17 protein-coding genes and 1 rRNA gene are annotated in these 17,067 nt (G+C 71.3%); 12 read left to right on the forward strand and 6 right to left on the reverse strand.

The genetic code is table 11. From position 1 onward, the window contains the following. Positions 1-100, forward strand: a 5S ribosomal RNA gene (gene rrf / locus RIN46_RS12085); the annotation flags it as partial. A 12-nt stretch (positions 101-112) separates the two neighbouring features. On the opposite strand, the gene RIN46_RS14350 is transcribed toward rrf, so the two are convergent. Then, complete coding sequence (locus RIN46_RS14350; protein ID WP_375141891.1) at positions 113-1,096, reverse strand: alpha/beta fold hydrolase; 984 nt, start codon at positions 1,094-1,096, stop codon at positions 113-115. Here RIN46_RS14350 and RIN46_RS14355 point away from each other — a divergent pair. Next, positions 1,087-1,545 (forward strand): MerR family transcriptional regulator, encoded by a 459-nt coding sequence (locus tag RIN46_RS14355; protein WP_375141892.1) that lies wholly within the window; start codon positions 1,087-1,089, stop codon positions 1,543-1,545. The genes RIN46_RS14350 and RIN46_RS14355 overlap by 10 nt on opposite strands. A 148-nt stretch (positions 1,546-1,693) precedes the next feature. Here RIN46_RS14355 and RIN46_RS12105 read toward each other — a convergent pair whose 3' ends face one another. Beyond that, entirely contained in the window at positions 1,694-2,305 is a 612-nt protein-coding gene (locus RIN46_RS12105) for a hypothetical protein (RefSeq protein ID WP_309109468.1), read from the reverse strand. A 51-nt stretch (positions 2,306-2,356) separates the two neighbouring features. Here RIN46_RS12105 and RIN46_RS12110 point away from each other — a divergent pair, with 51 nt between their 5' ends. The 10 genes from RIN46_RS12110 (at position 2,357) to RIN46_RS12155 (ending at position 12,416) form a co-directional block, all read left to right on the forward strand. Continuing rightward, positions 2,357-3,571 carry a hypothetical protein gene (locus tag RIN46_RS12110; protein ID WP_309081990.1) on the forward strand — a complete coding sequence of 405 codons (1,215 nt, stop codon included), beginning with the start codon at positions 2,357-2,359 and terminating at the stop codon, positions 3,569-3,571. A 2-nt stretch (positions 3,572-3,573) separates the two neighbouring features. After that, the gene (locus RIN46_RS12115) at positions 3,574-4,554 is read left to right on the forward strand and encodes an HAD-IIA family hydrolase (protein ID WP_309081991.1); all 981 of its coding nucleotides are present in this window, start codon (positions 3,574-3,576) and stop codon (positions 4,552-4,554) included. Further along, positions 4,551-4,820 carry a hypothetical protein gene (locus RIN46_RS12120; protein ID WP_309081992.1) on the forward strand — a complete coding sequence of 90 codons (270 nt, stop codon included), beginning with the start codon at positions 4,551-4,553 and terminating at the stop codon, positions 4,818-4,820. Before RIN46_RS12115 ends, RIN46_RS12120 begins: the two co-directional genes overlap by 4 nt. Beyond that, positions 4,820-5,614: a TlyA family RNA methyltransferase gene (locus RIN46_RS12125; RefSeq protein ID WP_309081993.1), complete on the forward strand. Its 795-nt coding sequence runs from the start codon at positions 4,820-4,822 to the stop codon at positions 5,612-5,614. The genes RIN46_RS12120 and RIN46_RS12125 overlap by 1 nt, the downstream gene beginning before the upstream one ends. A 91-nt stretch (positions 5,615-5,705) precedes the next feature. Next, on the forward strand, positions 5,706-6,707 hold the full coding sequence (locus RIN46_RS12130; RefSeq protein WP_309081994.1) for an NAD kinase: 1,002 nt from the start codon (positions 5,706-5,708) through the stop codon (positions 6,705-6,707). Beyond that, entirely contained in the window at positions 6,704-8,440 is a 1,737-nt protein-coding gene (gene recN, locus RIN46_RS12135) for a DNA repair protein RecN (protein WP_309081995.1), read from the forward strand. Before RIN46_RS12130 ends, recN begins: the two co-directional genes overlap by 4 nt. 61 nt (positions 8,441-8,501) lie before the next feature. Next, positions 8,502-10,175 (forward strand): CTP synthase, encoded by a 1,674-nt coding sequence (locus tag RIN46_RS12140; protein WP_309081996.1) that lies wholly within the window; start codon positions 8,502-8,504, stop codon positions 10,173-10,175. A gap of 2 nt (positions 10,176-10,177) precedes the next feature. Further along, positions 10,178-10,858, forward strand: a complete 681-nt coding sequence (locus tag RIN46_RS12145) for an NUDIX hydrolase (RefSeq protein ID WP_309081997.1) — start codon at positions 10,178-10,180, stop codon at positions 10,856-10,858. Next, positions 10,855-11,871, forward strand: coding sequence for a site-specific tyrosine recombinase XerD (gene xerD / locus RIN46_RS12150; protein ID WP_309081998.1), 1,017 nt, complete (start codon positions 10,855-10,857; stop codon positions 11,869-11,871). Before RIN46_RS12145 ends, xerD begins: the two co-directional genes overlap by 4 nt. Next, entirely contained in the window at positions 11,868-12,416 is a 549-nt protein-coding gene (locus RIN46_RS12155; RefSeq protein WP_309081999.1) for an NUDIX domain-containing protein, read from the forward strand. Before xerD ends, RIN46_RS12155 begins: the two co-directional genes overlap by 4 nt. Positions 12,417-12,439: 23 nt before the next feature. On the opposite strand, the gene RIN46_RS12160 is transcribed toward RIN46_RS12155, so the two are convergent. The 4 genes from RIN46_RS12160 to RIN46_RS12175 form a co-directional block, all read right to left on the reverse strand. Next, positions 12,440-13,576, reverse strand: a complete 1,137-nt coding sequence (locus RIN46_RS12160) for a bifunctional 2-methylcitrate synthase/citrate synthase (RefSeq protein ID WP_309082000.1) — start codon at positions 13,574-13,576, stop codon at positions 12,440-12,442. Positions 13,577-13,601: 25 nt separating this feature from the next. Next, positions 13,602-14,558, reverse strand: a complete 957-nt coding sequence (gene prpB, locus RIN46_RS12165) for a methylisocitrate lyase (protein ID WP_309082001.1) — start codon at positions 14,556-14,558, stop codon at positions 13,602-13,604. Next, positions 14,558-16,075, reverse strand: a complete 1,518-nt coding sequence (locus tag RIN46_RS12170; RefSeq protein ID WP_309082002.1) for an MmgE/PrpD family protein — start codon at positions 16,073-16,075, stop codon at positions 14,558-14,560. Before RIN46_RS12170 ends, prpB begins: the two co-directional genes overlap by 1 nt. A gap of 92 nt (positions 16,076-16,167) precedes the next feature. Beyond that, on the reverse strand, positions 16,168-16,914 hold the full coding sequence (locus RIN46_RS12175; protein ID WP_309082003.1) for a GntR family transcriptional regulator: 747 nt from the start codon (positions 16,912-16,914) through the stop codon (positions 16,168-16,170). Positions 16,915-17,067 lie beyond the last annotated feature (153 nt).

A 17,067-nucleotide genomic window follows, 5' to 3' on the forward strand; every position in this document is an offset into this window, starting at 1 on the left:
GGGGGAAACGCCCGGTCCCATACCGAACCCGGAAGCTAAGACCCACAGCGCCGATGGTACTGCACTCGGGAGGGTGTGGGAGAGTAGGTCGCCGCCGGACAACCATTACAGCTCAGGCCCCCGCAGAAATGCGGGGGCCTGACCTGTTTAACCACCCAACCACCGCAGAACAGGGCCGCTCCTGAATCCTCCGGCCTCGGTGAGTGCCATCCCCGCAGCCTACGAACCGCCGGGGCTCTGCCGCGATCGCGTGAGCCATTCGCGCAGGGCTGCGGTCACCCCGGGCGGATCCTCGTAGGGCGATAGATGCCCGACGCCATCGAGGACGACGACTTCCGGATCGCCGGCGAGCTTGGACTGAAGTTCGTAGGTCTGCTGCACTGGGATCCAGGGATCGTCTCGGCCCCAACCGATATGGGATGGGCAGCGCGTCGTGGCCAGGATCCCGGCGACTGGACGAGTATCGGCGGATTTGAGCGAGGCGATCTGCTGGTAGAACGCCGTCTGCCCGGACGAGTCCAGCCAGGGTGAGGCCAGCACATCGATGTCCTGAGGGGACAGGCTCGCCGAGACAGCCCCGGCGATGTATTCCCTGACCAGCGCGGCATGGAGATGCGAAGGAAGTTGGGCGAACACGTCGGCGTTCTCTGCCACGAGACGGAAGAATGGCGACCCCCATGGGTCTAGCGTGAGTGACGGCATCCCACAGGGACAAGCCTGCGTACTCGACTCCGTGCAGCAGGTGGGCTCGTAGAGCCACCGCACCGCCGATATCATGTGCAACCACATGCGGCCTCTCGATGCCCCACATCCGTACCAGAGCGGCGAGCCGCTCCGCCTGCGTGGCGAGATCGGTCGCCACCTTCGGCCCCTTCTCCGACTCGCCGTAGCCCGGCATGTCCCAGAGGAATACTCGGTAGTCGATGCTTAGCTCGCGCGCGACGCCGGCCCAGATCCGAGAAGACCACGGCGTGCCGTGACACAGGACGAGTTCGCCCCCTGCGGGGTGAGTGGGCTCCAGTACCCGCGTCGCAACGGCGGTCCCGTCGATCATCACACGGCTTGGTTCCGGCAGCAGCGGTTCGCATGTCAGCATGGATCGACGGTAAAACCTCAGGTCGACCTGAGGTCAAGCGGAGAGGGCGCGCGCTATTGCGGATCGGGGAAGCTGCCAGACGAGTCGGCGTCGACATCCATGTCCTGCGGCACTGGGACGATGTGGGTGTGGTCGTTCCAGACCGAGCCGCATCGGGCCAGCGGGTCTATACCGAGGAACATATCCGGCGTCTCGGCATCGTACGGGCCTGCCAGAGCGTTGGAATGAGCCTTGCCGAGATACGCCTTGTCCTCCACCGCGACGAGGAGGGCCGTGCCGAGATCATCGAGAGAAGGCTGCAATCGATCCGCTCACAGCGGGCGCAGCTGGCAGATGCAGAGAAGTTCCTCGAGCACGTCGTCGGGTGCACTCATGATCTCGTCACGCGCTGTCCCGACTGCAAGAGATACCCAGCGGAGGAAGCGCAGATTCCTCCCTCAACCGGTTGAATCAGCGAGCTCCTGGCCGGGAACGTTCGGGCACATCACCCCCGGTCACGATGACTGTGCGAGACCCGGTTGTGAGCGGACCGATAGGCCAGATCGCCCCGAGGGAGGCCCCCGTTTGGCGGCCTCCAGTAGACTTGCATCTTGATGTTCACCGTCGTGACCCGATTCGAGGGGACGGCGGATAGAGGGAAAACCCAATGAGAGGAACGGCCACGTGGCTGATGACCGTCGCACGTCCGGTGCCGACCGTCCGGAAGGCGCTAACTCCAACCGCTCGCAAGGCGGTCAGCGTAATCGTGCAGGCGGGGCGCGGCCGTACAACGGTGGCGGTAGCCGCACTTCCGGTGACGGCGGCCGGGGCAACGCACCTCGCGGAGACCGGGATGGGCAGCGCAGTGGCTACGGCAACCGCGACGACCGCCCCCGCGGTGAAGGCGGCTACCAGAAGCGTGACGGTGAGCAGCGCGGTGGCTACGGCAACCGTGACGAGCGTCCGCGCCGCGAGGGTGGCTACCAGAAGCGTGACGGGGAGCAGCGCGGTGGCTACGGCAACCAGGGCAACCGTGAAGACCGTCCCCGCCGTGAAGACGGTTACCAGAAGCGTGACGGTGAGCAGCGCGGTGGCTACGGCAACCGTGACGAGCGTCCGCGCCGCGAGGGTGGCTACCAGAAGCGTGACGGTGAGCAGCGCGGTGGCTACGGCAACCGTGACGAGCGTCCGCGCCGCGAGGGTGGCTACCAGAAGCGTGACGGGGAGCAACGCGGTGGCTACGGCAACCGTGACGAGCGTCCGCGCCGCGAGGGCGGGTACGTGAAGCGCGACGCCGACGGCGGGCGCGGCCCAGCGCGCGGAGGCAAGCCCCCGTGGAAGGGCGACAAGCCCGCGGGCTCCCGTCCGCGCCGGGACGACGGCGGTCAGCGCGACGACCGCCGTCCCGGCGGCGGTGCAGAACGCTCCGACCGGCCCAACCGCGATCAGAGCTCCTTCAACCCGAAGCGTGGCGACCTCCGCAGCTCCAACCGTGCCGACCGTCCCCGGTCCCCGGAGATCGACGACGACGTCACGGGCAAGGAACTCGACCGCGCTGCCCGCGCGGAGCTGCGCTACCTTGAGGACCCCAACGGCACCTGGGTCGCCAAGCACCTGGTCATGGCAGGGCGCCTGGTCGATCTGGAGCCGGAGCTCGCCTACGAGCACGCACTTGCAGCCAGCCGACGCGGTGGTCGTATCGCCGTCGTCCGTGAGGCCGTGGGCCTCACCGCCTACGCCGCGGGTCAGTTCGCCGACGCCCTGCGCGAATTCCGCACCTTCCGTCGGATCAGCGGCTCCAACGTCCATCTGCCCATGATGGCCGACTGCGAACGTGGCCTCGGCCGTCCGGAGAAGGCCCTCGAGTTGGCCCGCTCCGAGGACGCCGAGAACCTGGACACGCCGCTCAAGGTCGAAATGGCGATCGTTGCCTCCGGCGCGCAGGCCGACTTGGGGAACCATCAGGCGGCCCTCGCGGAGCTGGAGATCCCGCAGCTGGACATCAACCGTGCCTACTCGTTCAGCCCTCGGCTGTTCACTGTCTACGCCGAGGCGCTCGAGGAGCTGGGCCGCCACGGCGAGGCGGAGAAGTGGTACTCGCGTGTCGTCATCGCCGAGCGCGCGCTCGGCTTGGGCGATTACGCCGACCCCGAGATCATGGATCTGGGGGAGGACGACGAGGACGAGCCGAAGCCGAGGGTCAAGGACATCCTGCCGTCCGACGGGCAGAGTGCCGGCGAGGGCCACCCCGCCGACTCGAAGGGCGAGGAGGGCATTGACGAGGAGGACGGCCTCCAGGTCGTCGACTCGTCCACCGCTGACGCTGACGAGGCCGACGACGCTGACTCCGACGACGAGGCCGACGAGGCCGACGACGACGCTGACTCCGACGACGAGGCCGACGAGGCCGACGACGACGCTGACTCCGACGACGCCGACGAGGCTGACGCTGACGCTGACGACGGCTCCGACGAATCGTCCGACAAGTCGGAGTAGCCGTGCTGCTGGATCGGTTCGACGCACTGCTGGCGGATCTCGACGGCGTCGTCTATGCGGGCGAGGAGCCTATCGACGGCGCTGCCGACGCCCTCGGCCGTCTCGAGGAGGAGGGTGTCAGCCTCGGCTACATCACCAACAACGCCTCTAGGTCGCCGACGGCTGTCGCCGATCACATCCGGCGGCTCGGCGCCCCGGCGTCGGCGGAGTCCGTCTTCGGTTCCGCCGATGCGGCGGCCGAGCTCCTCGCCGACCGTCTCGAGGCGGGCGCCAAGGTCCTGATCACGGGCAGCGAGTACCTGCGGTCCTGCGTCGAGGACCGCGGCCTCGTCCCGGTGAGCGATCACCGGGAGCGGCCCGACGCCGTCGTGCAGGGCTTCGATCCGACGCTCGGTTGGGCGGACCTCGCCGAGGCGTCGTACGCCATCAACGCCGGCGCGGACTGGGTCGCCACCAACACGGACTTCACGATCCCACGAGCCGAGGGGATCGCGCCCGGCAACGGCGCGCTCGTCAACGCCGTCGCGTTCGCCACCGGCGCGACGCCTGCCGTCGCCGGCAAACCCGAGCCCTACCTCTTCCACCACGCCGCCGGCCGGCTCGGCGCCGAACGCCCCCTGGTGGTGGGGGACCGGCTCGACACCGACATCCTCGGCGGCAACCGCGCGGGCTTCGCCACGGCCGCGGTCCTGACCGGGATCGACACTGTGCGCACCATCCTGGCCGCCGAGCCGGACCAGCGACCCGACTATTTGCTCGCGACCCTCGGCGACCTCTACCGGCCCTACCCCAGCAGGGACGACGACGGCGGCGAGGCCGTCTCCTGCGGGGACGAGCGGGCCGAGCTGGACGGCGCGACACTGTCCCTCAGCAGCGACAGCGTCGACGCCTGGCGGGCGGCCTGCGCGCTCTGGTGGCGCCTCCACCCGGAGGCGGCCGCCGCACCCGAGGCCATCCGAGTCGACGGAGAGGACCCGCGATGAGCGACGAGACGACGCCCGCGCCCGAGACCACCGGACACGACGCCGTCGACCGGGTGATCGACGGCCTCGCCGGGGTGCCGGACCTGCCGCTGGACGAGCACCTGGCCGAGTACGAGCAGGCCCACGCCGCCCTGCAGTCCGCACTCGACGGATCCGAGCAGGACCACCGCAGTGCCCTCCGCCGGGTGGCCGAGGGCAGCGGCCTGACCCACGACGCCGAAGACCCGGACGCCGAGGCCGGTGGCCCGGCCGGGGAGAGTGCCTAGTGACCCGTCTCGACCAGGAGCTCGTGGCCCGGGGCCTGGCGCGCTCGCGCACCCACGCGGCCTCCCTGATCGCAGCTGACCGGGTCACCGCCGACGGGCGCCCCGCCGGGAAGGCCTCGCTCAAGGTCGCCGACGGCACCGTCCTCCGGGTGAGCGAGCCCGACGGCGACGAGTACGTCAGCCGCGCCGGCCACAAGCTCGCCGGTGCACTGGACCGGTACCCCGACGTCGTCGTCGAGGGTCGGCGGTGCCTGGACGCCGGCGCATCCACCGGCGGCTTCACGGACGTCCTGCTCCGCCGGGGCGCCCGCGAGGTGGAGGCGGTCGACGTCGGCCACGACCAGATCGTCCCCGAGCTGCGGCAGGACCCCCGCGTCCACGTCCACGAGGGGATGAATGTCCGGCACCTCGACCCGGCGGACATCGGCGGTCAGGTGGACCTCGTGGTCGCCGACCTCTCCTTCATCTCGCTCACGCTCGTCCTCGGGCCGCTGGCCGCGGTGACGCGCCCGGGCGGAGACCTCGTGCTCATGGTCAAACCGCAGTTCGAGGTGGGCAAGGAGGCCCTGGCCCGCACCGGCGTCGTCACGGGCCCGGCGCAGCGCCGGTCCGCCGTCCTCAAGGTCGCCGAGGCCGCCGAGGACGCGGGCCTGGAGTGCCACGGGATGGCGCGCAGCCCCCTGCCGGGGCAGGATGGCAACGTCGAGTTCTTCCTCTGGCTGGGCCGGCCGGGAACCGCCCGTCCACAGGCCCGCGCCGCGGGTACGCTGATCGACGAGGTTGACTATTCTTGACGCAGTGCCGCACGCGGCCGTCCCCGAGGGCCGACGCGATCGCGGCCGGTGACGCGTGACCGACCCACGAGCGGCAACACGGAAGGAATGTATGCGACGGATTCTCGTCCTGGCTCACACCGGGCGGTCCGACGCGTTGCGGGCGACGTTCGACACCTGCGTCACGCTGCGCGACGCGGGGCTGATGCCCGTCATGCTGCCCGAGGAGCTGGCGGAGCTGACGCAGGCGCTGCCGCACCCGATGCCGGAGGTCCTCTCGCTCGGCGAGGACTCGACCCTGCAGGAGGTCGACCTCGCCATGGTGCTCGGCGGCGACGGCACGATGCTGCGCTCGGCCGAGCTGGTCCGCGGCTCGCAGGTGCCGCTACTGGGTGTGAACCTCGGCCACGTGGGCTTCCTCGCCGAGAGTGACCGCTCCGACCTGAGGCAGACGGTCCGGTGGGTCGTCGACCGCGACTACACGGTCGAGGAGCGCATGGCCATCGACGTCAACGTCTGGTTCGGCAACCGGCGCGTCGCGCAGACGTGGGCCCTGAACGAGGCCGCCGTCGAGAAGGCCGACCGCGAGCGCATGATCGAGATCGTCATGGAGGTCGACGCGCGCCCGATCAGCACCTTCGGCTGCGACGGCATGGTGCTGGCGACGCCCACCGGGTCCACCGCCTACGCGTTCTCCGCCGGGGGACCGGTGGTCTGGCCGGAGCTGGACGCGCTCATCATGGCCCCGATCAGCGCCCATGCGCTCTTCGCCAAGCCGCTCGTGGTCGCCCCGACGTCGGAGATCGCCGTCGAGATCCTCGCCCGCACCGACGCGCAGGCGGTCCTCTGGTGCGACGGGCGGCGGAGCATCAACCTCCCGCCCGGGTCCCGCGTCGAGGTGACTCGCTCGGCCACCCCGGTGCGGCTCGCACGCGTGAACCAGACGCCATTCAGTGAGCGCCTCGTGCGAAAGTTCGAACTGCCGACGGCGGGCTGGCGCGGGCCGGTCCACCACCCGGAGATCGACCCGGTGTCCACCGCGCTGCCGATCGTCGCGCACGGAGTCGAGGTCGTGGAGCCGCGGCGCAAGCAGGGGACGGAGGGCAAGGCATGATCGAGGAAATCCGCATCAACGACCTCGGTGTGATCGGCGAGGCCACGCTGCCCCTGGGACCGGGCCTCACCGTGGTCACCGGCGAGACCGGCGCCGGAAAGACCATGGTCATCACCGCTCTGGGGCTGCTGCTCGGGCGCCGCGCCGACGCCGGTGCCGTGCGCCACGGCGCCGGGCAGGCCGTGGCCGAGGCCAGTCTGCGTCTGCCGCCGGGCAGCCCGGTCGTCGAGCGCGCCGAGGAGGCCGGCGCCCTCGTGGAGCACGACGACGAGGGATCGGACCTGATCATCGCGCGCTTCCTCAGCGCGGCCGGACGCAGCAAGGCCGCCGTCGGGGGCCGCGCCGCACCGGTGGGTCTGCTCGGGGAGCTCGGCAGCGACCTCGTCGCCGTCCACGGGCAGAGCGACCAGCTGCGGCTCACGGGCGCGACCGCGCAGCGCCAGGCGCTGGACAAGTTCGCCGGCCCGGAGCTGACGGCGCTCCTGGAGGAGTACGGGAACGACTACCGCCGTTGGCGCTCCGTCACGGCTGAGCTGGACGAGCTCGTGGGCGCGGCCCGCGAGCGGCTGCGGGAGGCCGAGGGCCTGCAGGCCGCGCTCGAGGAGATCGATGCCGTGGCCCCGGAGCCCGGCGAGGACGAGCAGCTCAAGGCCGAGGCCACCAAGCTGGCCAACATCGAGGGGCTCCGCACGGCCGCGATGACAGCGCAGACGGCCCTCGCCGGCAGCGAGTTCAGCGAGGAGTACAACGCCCTCGGGCTGATCGCCGCCGCCAAGAGCGCCCTCGAGGGAGTGCAGGACGACGACGCCGAGCTCAAGGCGCTCGCCGAACGGCTCACCGAGATCAACTACCTCGTCTCCGACCTGTCCACCGAGGTCGCGAGCTACGCCACGGGCCTGGACACCGAAGGCCCAGAGCGGCTGGCCGAGCTGGAGGCGCGTCGCGCCGACCTGGGCCGACTGATCCGCAAGTACGCGCCGACCATCGACGAGGTCCTGGAGTGGACGCAGGCGAGCCGGGAGCGGCTCGAGGAACTCCAGGACGACTCCGGCCGGATCGACGCGCTCACCGCCGAGAAGGAGGAGCTCGAGGAGCGGCTGCGCGACCGAGCGGAGACGCTCAGCGAACTGCGCCGGAGGGCCGCCGCGGACCTCGCCGAGCGCGTCACCGCCGAGCTCGCCGCGCTCGCGATGCCGGACGCGCTGTTCACCACCGAGGTCCGCCCCACCGGTGAGCTCGGCCGCTACGGCCAGGACGAGATCCACATGCTCCTGCAGCCGCACTCCGGATCCTCGCCCCGTCCCCTCGGCAAGGGAGCATCCGGCGGCGAGCTCTCCCGCGTGATGCTGGCCATCGAGGTGGTCCTGGCCGCCGTCGACCCCGTGCCGACGTTCGTCTTCGACGAGGTCGACGCCGGCGTGGGCGGCAAGGCGGCCGTCGAGATCGGGCGGCGGCTGGCGATGCTGGCGCGGCACGTGCAGGTCATCGTGGTCACCCACCTGCCGCAGGTGGCCGCCTACGCGGACCGCCACATCAGAGTGATCAAGAACTCGGGCGCCGCCGGCGACCCCGAGGGCGGTGTCACTCAGAGCGACGTGGTCCTGCTGGACGAGAACGAGCGAGTGCGCGAACTGGCGCGGATGCTGGCCGGTCAGGAGGAGTCAGACACGGCGCAGGCCCACGCCGAGGAGCTGTTGAGAACCGCCCGAGATCATGTCTCCGTGATGGCCTGACCGGCCATTGGAGGAGACCGAGAAGTCCACGTGGTGGCAGAGAATGGTAGGCTAGAATTCCGTGGTGCAGCGTATTTTTTCCCGTGAGTCCCGGTCCGAAACGACAAAGCAGATCTTCGTCACCGGTGGTGTGGCGTCTTCGCTCGGGAAGGGACTGACGGCTTCCAGCCTCGGCCATCTTCTCCGAGCGCGTGGCCTGTCGGTCACGATGCAGAAGCTCGACCCGTATCTGAATGTCGATCCGGGCACGATGAACCCCTTCCAGCACGGCGAGGTCTTCGTGACCGACGACGGTGCCGAGACCGATCTGGATCTCGGGCACTACGAGCGCTTCCTGGACGAGAACCTCTCCGGGATGTCGAACGTGACGACCGGCCAGGTGTACTCGACTGTGATCGAGAAGGAGCGCCGCGGCGACTACCTCGGCGACACGGTGCAGGTCATCCCGCACATCACCGATGAGATCAAGCGCCGCATGCGCTTGCCCGCCGAGGGGCCCGATGCCCCCGACGTGATCATCACCGAGATCGGCGGCACCGTCGGCGACATCGAGTCGCAGCCGTTCCTCGAGTCGGCCCGCCAGGTCCGCCAGGACATCGGCCGCAGCAACGCCTTCTTCGTGCACGTGTCCCTGGTCCCGTACATCGGCCCGTCGCAGGAACTGAAGACCAAGCCGACGCAGCACTCCGTGGCCGCCCTGCGCTCGATCGGCATCCAGCCGGAGAGCCTCGTCATCCGCTCCGACCGGCAGATCCCGGACGACATGCGCGAGAAGCTCGCCCGCACCTGCGACGTCGACCCCGAGGCCGTCATCAACTGCGCGGACGCCCCGAGCATCTACGACATCCCGGTCATCATCCACGAGCAGGGCCTGGACGCGTACATCGTCCAGTCGCTCGGGCTGAAGTTCAAGGACGTCGACTGGACCGAGTGGCAGAAGGTCCTCGACGCGGTCCACCACCCCAAGGACGAGGTCGAGGTCGCGCTGGTCGGCAAGTACATCGACCTGCCCGACGCGTACCTCTCCGTCACCGAGGCGCTGCGCGCCGGCGGCTTCGCCAACCAGACGAAGGTGCGGATCCGCTGGGTTCCCTCGGACGAGTGCAGCACCGAGGAAGGCGCCGCGAAGGCCCTCGCCGGCGTCGACGCGATCTGCGTGCCCGGCGGCTTCGGCATCCGCGGACTCGAGGGCAAGCTCGGCGCCCTGAAGTTCGCCCGCGAGCGCAAGCTGCCGACCCTCGGCCTCTGCCTCGGCCTGCAGTCGATGGTCATCGAGTACTCCCGCAACGTCGTCGGCCTCGCCGACGCCTCGTCCACGGAGTTCGACCCGGAGACCACGACGCCGGTCATCGCGACCATGGCGGAGCAGCTCGACATCGTCGACGGCAAGGGCGACCTCGGCGGCACCATGCGCCTGGGCCTCTACGAGGCCCGGCTCGCGGAGGGCTCCGTGGTGGCCGGCACGTACGGCCGGACCCGGGTCTCCGAGCGTCACCGGCACCGCTACGAGGTCAACAACGGCTACCGCAAGCAGCTGGAGGAGCACGGCCTCGTCTTCTCGGGGACATCCCCGGACAACGAGCTCGTCGAGTTCGTCGAGCTCCCCGCCGACGTCCACCCGTACTACGTGTCGACCCAGGCCCACCCGGAGCTCAGCTCGCGCCCCACGCGCCCGCACCCGCTCTTCGCCGGTCTGATCGAGGCGGCCCTGAACCACCAGAAGGCCGCCCGGTAGCCATGCCCCGGAGCGACGGCGCGCAGCGGGACCACGGCGTCGAGTCCAGCAGGACTCTGCAGGACGCGGTGGACCCCTGCGTGCCGTTGTCGTCCGAGACCGTCTACACCGGACGGATCTGGAACGTCGTCACGGAGAGCTTCGCCTTCCCGCATAGCGACGCTCCGCTGGTCCGGGACTTCATCGACCACACCGGCGCCGTGAGCATCGTGGTCCTCGACGACCAGCAGCGGGTCCTGCTCCAGCGCCAGTACCGGCACCCCGTCGGGATGCGCCTCTGGGAGATCCCCGCCGGGCTCCTCGACGTCGCCGGCGAGCCGGCGCTCGACGCCGCCAAGCGCGAGCTCGCCGAGGAGGCGGATCTGGCCGCCGAGACGTGGCACGTCCTCACCGACTTCTTCAACACCCCCGGCTACTCCTCCGAGGCGCAGCGGGTCTTCCTAGCCCGGGGACTGCATAAGGTCCCCGACCACGAGCGGCACGTGCGCACCGACGAGGAGGCCGACATGGAGAGCGCCTGGGTCCCGCTCGACGAGGCCGTGGGCCTGGTCCTGTCGGGCCGCCTGCACAACCCCTCGGCCGTCGTCGGGATCCTCGCCGCCCAGGCGGCGTCCGCCACGGGCTTCGCCGGCCTGCGTCCGGCCGACGCACCGTGGGACGAGCACCCGCGCCTGCGCCCATGACGGCCCCCGACGCCGCGCCCGTCCGCGGGCCCGCCGCTGACGCCTCCCGCGGGGATGCCCCGGCACCCGCGACCGCCCTCGACCGCCAGGTCACCGCCTACTTCCAGCACCTGACGATCGAGCGCGGCATGGCGCCGAACACGGTCGCCGCCTACCGGCGGGACATCGGCCGGTACACGCGGTTCCTGTCCGGGCGCGGCGTCGCGGATGCCCGCGACGCGAGCCCGCGGTTGCTCTCCGACTTCGCACAGGACCTCCGGGACGGCAGCGACGGCGGCGCACCCCTGACCGCTCGCTCCGCGGCGCGGACGATCGTCGCCGTCCGCGGACTGCACAAGTTCTGGGCGCTGGAGGGCATCACCGCCGACAACACGGCCGCCGACCTGAAACCGCCGGCCACCGGATCGCGCCTGCCGAAGGCGATCAGCGTCGCCGACGTCGCCGCGATGATCGACGCCGTGCCCGCGGACACGCCCGCCGGGCTGCGGGACCGGGCGCTGCTCGAGTTCCTGTACTCCACGGGCGCGCGCATCAGCGAGGCCGTGGGGTTGGACGTCGACGACCTGCACTCCATCGCCGAGGGGGCCGGGGAGGCGGATGGCCCCGCCGTCGTGCGACTGTTCGGCAAGGGCTCCAAGGAACGGATCGTCCCCGTCGGCTCCTACGCCGCCCGCGCCCTGCAGGCGTATCTGGTCCGGGCCCGCCCCCTGCTCGTGACGAAGGGCCGCGGCACCCCGGCCCTGTTCCTGAACCTGCGGGGCGGCCGGCTGACCCGCCAGTCCGCGTGGACGCTGCTCAAGACCGCGGCCGAGCGGGCCGGCATCTCCGCCGACGTCTCCCCGCACACGCTGCGCCACTCCTTCGCGACCCACCTGCTCGAGGGCGGCGCCGACGTCCGCGTGGTCCAGGAGCTGCTCGGCCACGCGTCTGTGACGACCACGCAGGTGTACACCATGGTCACCGCGGAGACGCTGCGGGAGATCTACGCGACCGCCCACCCGAGGGCCACATGAGCGGCCCCACGCGCGTGGTTCTCTGCGCTGTGGTCCGGACCGAGGACGACGGCGCGCCCGCGGTCCTGCTTGGCGTCAAGCTCCGCGGCTTCGCCGCCGGGAAGACCGTCCTGCCCGGCGGCAAGATCGAGCCCGGGGAGAGCCCGGTCGAGGCCGCCGTGCGCGAACTCGCCGAGGAGACCGGCCTGGAGGTCTCCGCCGCGGCGCTCTCGAGCGTGCGCGAGGTCGCCCGGATCGACTTCGTCTTCCCCAACCAGCCCGCCGCGGACATGGACTGCACCGTCTTCCGGGTGGCGGCCGGCGCCCGGACCGCCGGCGGCGCCGCCGTCGTCACCGGCGAGCCCGTGGAGACCGACGAGCTGAGGCCGGTCTGGCACCGGCTCGACGCCCTGCCGGCCGAGAGCATGTGGCAGGACTCGGCGCGCTGGCTGCCCGACGTCGTCGCCCCGGCCGGGGACGGCGTGACCCGGGTCCGCGTGGTCCTGGCCGCGGACAACGAGACGGTGGCGGAGTACACCGCCACCGTCCTCGATCCGGCGGACTGACCGGCCCACCGGGCCGGCGTCGCCTACAGCTCGCGCTGCTCCGGCCCGTTGTAGGCGGCCAGCGGCCGGATGAGGGCATTCGCGGCGCGCTGCTCCATGATGTGCGCGGTCCATCCGGTGATCCGGGAGGCGATGAACAGCGGCGTGAACATCTCGGTGTCGAACCCCATGAGGTGGTACGTCGGGCCGGCCGGGTAGTCCAGGTTCGGCTTGATGCCCTTCGCCTCGTCCATCGCCTGCTCGAGCCCGTCGTAGAGGCCCATCAGCTCGGCTCGGCCGTAGTGCGCCACCATCGCCTCCAGCGCCGCCTTCATGGTCGGCACGCGGGAGTCGCCGTGCTTGTAGACACGGTGGCCGAAGCCCATGACCTTCTGCTTCTCGGCCAGCGCCCGCTCCATCCACTCCTTCGCCCGCGCGGCGGCCTCCTCGCGGCTCTCGTCGGAGCGGACGCCGATCTCGTCGAAGGTGTGCATGACGGCCTCGTTGGCCCCGCCGTGGAGCGGGCCCTTCAACGCACCGATCGCGCCCGTGACGGCCGAGTGCAGGTCCGCCAGCGTGGACGTGATCACGCGCGCGGTGAACGTCGACGCGTTGAACGAGTGCTCGGCGTAGAGCACCATCGAGACGCGGAAGGCGTCCACGACCTCGGCGACCGGCTCCTCACCGAACGTCATCCAGAGGAAGTTCTCCGCGTAGTCCAGGTCCTCGCACGGCTCCACGACGTCCTGGCCGCGCCGCCGGCGCTGGTCGTACGCCACGACGGCCGGGAACTTCGCGAACAGCGACTTGGCCTTCTCCAGCTCCACCCCGGGGGAGGAGTCCTCGGCGTCCGGGTGGATTGCGCCGAGCACCGAGACGGCGGTGCGGCCCACGTCCATCGGGTGGCAGGTGGTCGGCAGCAGGTCGATCGCCGCCTTCACCTCGGCGTTCAGGGCGCGGTGGGCGCGCTCGAACGCGACGAACTCCTCCAGCTCCTGCGCCGAGGGCAGCTCGCCGTTCCAGAGCAGGAGGGCGACCTCCTCGAAGCTCTTCTGCGCGGCCAGGTCCTGGACCGGGTAGCCGCGGTAGAGCAGCGAGTTGGTGTCCGGGTTGACCTTGGAGACGGCCGTGTAGTCGACGACGACGCCGGCGAGGCCCTTGCTGATCTCGTTCTCCGTCATGATGCCTCTTCCTTCCGGGTGCTTCTTACGGGTGAGGATGCTGGGTCGGTGGATGCGGGGTCTGCGGACCCGGCGCCGCGTCCAGGCCGGGGACCTGGAAGTTGAAGACGGACGAGTCGAAACGGTTGTACGCCTCGTAGTCCACGAGCTCGTACAGCCGCTGGCGCGTCTGCATCTGCTCGACGGCGGCCGTCTGGGACCCGTCGGCGGCGATGGTCTCGAGGACGCGCTCGGCCGCGCCCATCGCGGCCCGCAGCAGCGTCACGGGGTAGATCACGACGGCGATGCCCACCGCGGCCAGCTGGCTCCGCGTGAACAGCTCCGACTTGCCGAATTCTGTCATGTTCGCCAGGACGGGGACATCCACGGCCCGGCAGACGGCCTCGAACTCCTCGAGGCTGCGCATCGCCTCGGGGAAGATCGCGTCCGCGCCCGCGTCCACCAGGGCCCGCGCCCGGTCGACGGCGGTCTGCAGCCCGTCCGTGGCCCGGACGTCGGTGCGCGCCATGACGAGGAAGTCCGGGTCGCGCCGGGCGTCCGCCGCCGCGGCGACCCGCTTGAGCATGGTGTCCAGGTCGACGACGTTCTTCCCGTCCAGGTGCCCGCACCGCTTGGGGTTGAACTGGTCCTCGATGTGGCAGCCGGCGAGCCCGGCGTGCTCGAGCTCCTGCACGGTCCTGGCCACGTTCATCGGCTCGCCGAAGCCGGTGTCGGCGTCGACGATCGCCGGCAGGTCCGTCATGCGGGCGATCTGCCCGGCCCGGGTGGCCACCTCGGTCAGCGTGGTGAGGCCGATGTCCGGCAGGCCCAGATCGTTGGCGAGGACCGCCCCGGAGATGTAGACGCCGTCGTACCCCTTGTCCTCGATGAGGCGGGCCGAGAGCGGGTTGAACGCGCCGGGGAACTGCCGGGCCGCGCCGGGGACCAGCTGTTCGCGCAGCGTCCGGCGCTTCTGCTCGGGCGTGACGGTCGAGTACAGCATCAGAAGAGTCCCTTCGGTCCGGCGGACGGGTCGATCACGCCGTCGGCCGCGACGAGGTTCAGCCGGTCCAGCTCGCCGGCGCCGAGCCGCTCGACGTCCTGCACGGCCGCGAGGAACCGCTCGATCTCCGCCTCGGCGACGAGGCCCTCGGCGAGCGTGCGGAACTTGGCGATGTACTGTTCGCGGGCGAAGGGGCGCGCGCCGAGGGGGTGCGCGTCGGCGACGGCGATCTCGTCGCGCAGGACGCTCCCGTCAGTCAGCGTGATCTCCACGGAGCCGCCGAACGCCTTCTCGGAGATGTCCAGCGAGTGGTACCGCCGGGTCCACTCGGGGTCCTCCTCCGTGGTGACCTTGTGCCACAGCTCCACGGTGTCCGGCCGTGCCGCCCGCTCGGGGGCGTAGGAGTCCACGTGGTGCCAGGCGCCGTCCTGCAGGGCGACGGCGAAGATGTAGGGGATCGAGTGGTCCAGCGTCTCGCGGGAGGCGGTGGGGCTGTACTTCTGCGGGTCGTTGGCCCCGGAGCCGATCACGTAGTGCGTGTGGTGGCTGGTGCGGATGAGGATGCTGGCGACGTTGGCCGGGTCCGTGGCCTCCGGGTGCTCGCGGTGCAGCTTGCGGGCCAGGTCGATCCAGGCCTGCGCCTGGTACTCGGCCGAGTGCTCCTTGGTGTAGGTGTCCAGGATGGCGCGCTTGGCCTCGCCCGGCTCCGGCAGCGGCACCTCGTAGCGGGCGTCGGGCCCGTCGAGCATCCAGGCGATGACCCCGTCCTCGCCCTCGTAGATCGGGACCGGCGAGGTCTGCCCGCGCATGGCGCGGTCCACGGCCTCGAGCGCCATCTTCCCCGCGAAGGCGGGGGCGTGGGCCTTCCAGGTGGAGATCTCGCCCTTGCGGGACTGGCGGGTCGCCGTCGTCGTATGCAGTCCCTGGCCGACGGCCTGGAAGATCGTCTCCACGTCGAGCCCCAGGAGCGTGCCCAGGCCGGCGGCGGCCGACGGGCCGAGGTGCGCCACGTGGTCGATCTTGTGCCGGTGCAGGCAGATCGCCTTCACGAGGTTCACCTGGATCTCGTACCCGGTGGCGATGGCGCGCACCAGGTCGCGGCCCGTGGCGCCGGTGTGCTGCGCGGCGGCGAGGATCGGCGGGATGTTGTCGCCCGGGTGCGAGTAGTCGGCGGCGAGGAACGTGTCGTGGTAGTCGAGCTCGCGCACGGCGACGCCGTTGGCCCAGGCGGCCCACTCGGGGGAGACGCGCTCGCCGAGGCCGAAGACGTGGGCGCCGGCGCCGCCCGACGACGGCGCGTGGGCCAGCGCCTGCGCGCGCGCCGCCACGATGGGGGCCCGGTTCAGGGACGCGACGGCGACGGAGGCGTTGTCGATGATGCGGTTGACGATCATGTCCGCGACGTCCGGGGCGACCTCCACCGGGTCGGCGGCGACGCGCGCGATCTTGTAGGCGAGCTGGTCCTCGCGGGCGAGGTTTTCCTCGCTCCGGTAGACGCGGACTTCGTGGATCTGCATGGGGGTTCCTCTCGGTCGGAAGAGCTGGACGATCGGTGAGCGGGGCCGCCGGGAGCGGTGGGGAGCCGGAGGCCGGGACCCGGAGGCCGGGTCTAGGCGGGTGCGGCCCGCTGCCCGGGGACGTGGACGGCGGGGGGAGGCGCTGCAGGCGGGGCTGCGGGCTGGGCGGTGGCGGCGATGTGCGCGAGGCTGTGGAAGAGGTGCACCTCGGTGGCCGCTGCGGCGACGTCGGGCTCCCCGGCGGCGACGGCGCGGGCGATGGCGGCATGCTCGCGGGCCGAGGCACGCAGGCGCGGCAGGTCATCCCGGGCGAGCCGGCGGATCCGCTCGAGGTGCACGCGCAGCTGCCGGAGGGCCTGCGCCAGGTAGGGGTTGGCGGCGGCGCCGTCGATCAGGGCGTCGAGCCGGCCGGAGAGCTCGAAGTAGTGCTCCCGCACCCGGTCGAGGTCCTGTGCCGGGGCGGGGGAGTCCGCGGCGGCCAGGAAGGCTCCGGCGAGGGCGTCGAACTCCTCGGGGCCGCGATCCGCGGCGCGTGCCGCCGCGCGGGCGGCGGTCGTCTCGAGGGCCCTGCGCAGCTCGAACAGGTCGTCCAGGTGGTCGAGGGAGACCTCGGAGACGACGACGCCGCGGCCGCGCTGCTGCCTCGCGAGCCCGTCGGCCACGAGTCGGGCCAGGGCCTCGCGCAGCGGCGTGCGGGAGACGCCGATCCGCTCAGCCTGCTCGACCTCGCCGAGGACCGTTCCGGGCTCGAGCCGCCACTCGACGATGTCGCGGCGCAGCACCGCGTAGGCCCGGTCGCTGGCCCGGCCGCTCGCGACGTCGTGCTGCGGTGCTCCCATGCCGCCAGTGTATACATGTCGAGGCGAAGGCGGGAGCCCCGTCACGCAGAGCGCGGGCGCAGGCCCTGCCTGAGGCCGCCGGTCCCACGGCGTGGAGCGCCCTTCTGTATACAGAATCGACGCGTCGGGCCGGAAGGCGGTGGTGGGCGTCCA

This window comes from Zhihengliuella sp. (assembly GCF_031178195.1).
Taxonomy (GTDB): domain Bacteria; phylum Actinomycetota; class Actinomycetes; order Actinomycetales; family Micrococcaceae; genus Zhihengliuella.

Excerpts from the sequence above, each read along its gene's own strand:
- RIN46_RS14355 (WP_375141892.1), top strand. The coding sequence starts at position 1,087 with ATGTCAGCATGGATCGACGGTAAAACCTCAGGTCGACCTGAGGTCAAG.
- RIN46_RS14350 (WP_375141891.1), bottom strand. The coding sequence starts at position 1,096 with ATGCTGACATGCGAACCGCTGCTGCCGGAACCAAGCCGTGTGATGATC.
- RIN46_RS12120 (WP_309081992.1), top strand. The coding sequence starts at position 4,551 with ATGAGCGACGAGACGACGCCCGCGCCCGAGACCACCGGACACGACGCC.
- RIN46_RS12130 (WP_309081994.1), top strand. The coding sequence starts at position 5,706 with ATGCGACGGATTCTCGTCCTGGCTCACACCGGGCGGTCCGACGCGTTG.
- recN (WP_309081995.1), top strand. The coding sequence starts at position 6,704 with ATGATCGAGGAAATCCGCATCAACGACCTCGGTGTGATCGGCGAGGCC.
- RIN46_RS12145 (WP_309081997.1), top strand. The coding sequence starts at position 10,178 with ATGCCCCGGAGCGACGGCGCGCAGCGGGACCACGGCGTCGAGTCCAGC.
- xerD (WP_309081998.1), top strand. The coding sequence starts at position 10,855 with ATGACGGCCCCCGACGCCGCGCCCGTCCGCGGGCCCGCCGCTGACGCC.
- RIN46_RS12155 (WP_309081999.1), top strand. The coding sequence starts at position 11,868 with ATGAGCGGCCCCACGCGCGTGGTTCTCTGCGCTGTGGTCCGGACCGAG.
- RIN46_RS12160 (WP_309082000.1), bottom strand. The coding sequence starts at position 13,576 with ATGACGGAGAACGAGATCAGCAAGGGCCTCGCCGGCGTCGTCGTCGAC.
- prpB (WP_309082001.1), bottom strand. The coding sequence starts at position 14,558 with ATGCTGTACTCGACCGTCACGCCCGAGCAGAAGCGCCGGACGCTGCGC.
- RIN46_RS12170 (WP_309082002.1), bottom strand. The coding sequence starts at position 16,075 with ATGCAGATCCACGAAGTCCGCGTCTACCGGAGCGAGGAAAACCTCGCC.
- RIN46_RS12175 (WP_309082003.1), bottom strand. The coding sequence starts at position 16,914 with ATGGGAGCACCGCAGCACGACGTCGCGAGCGGCCGGGCCAGCGACCGG.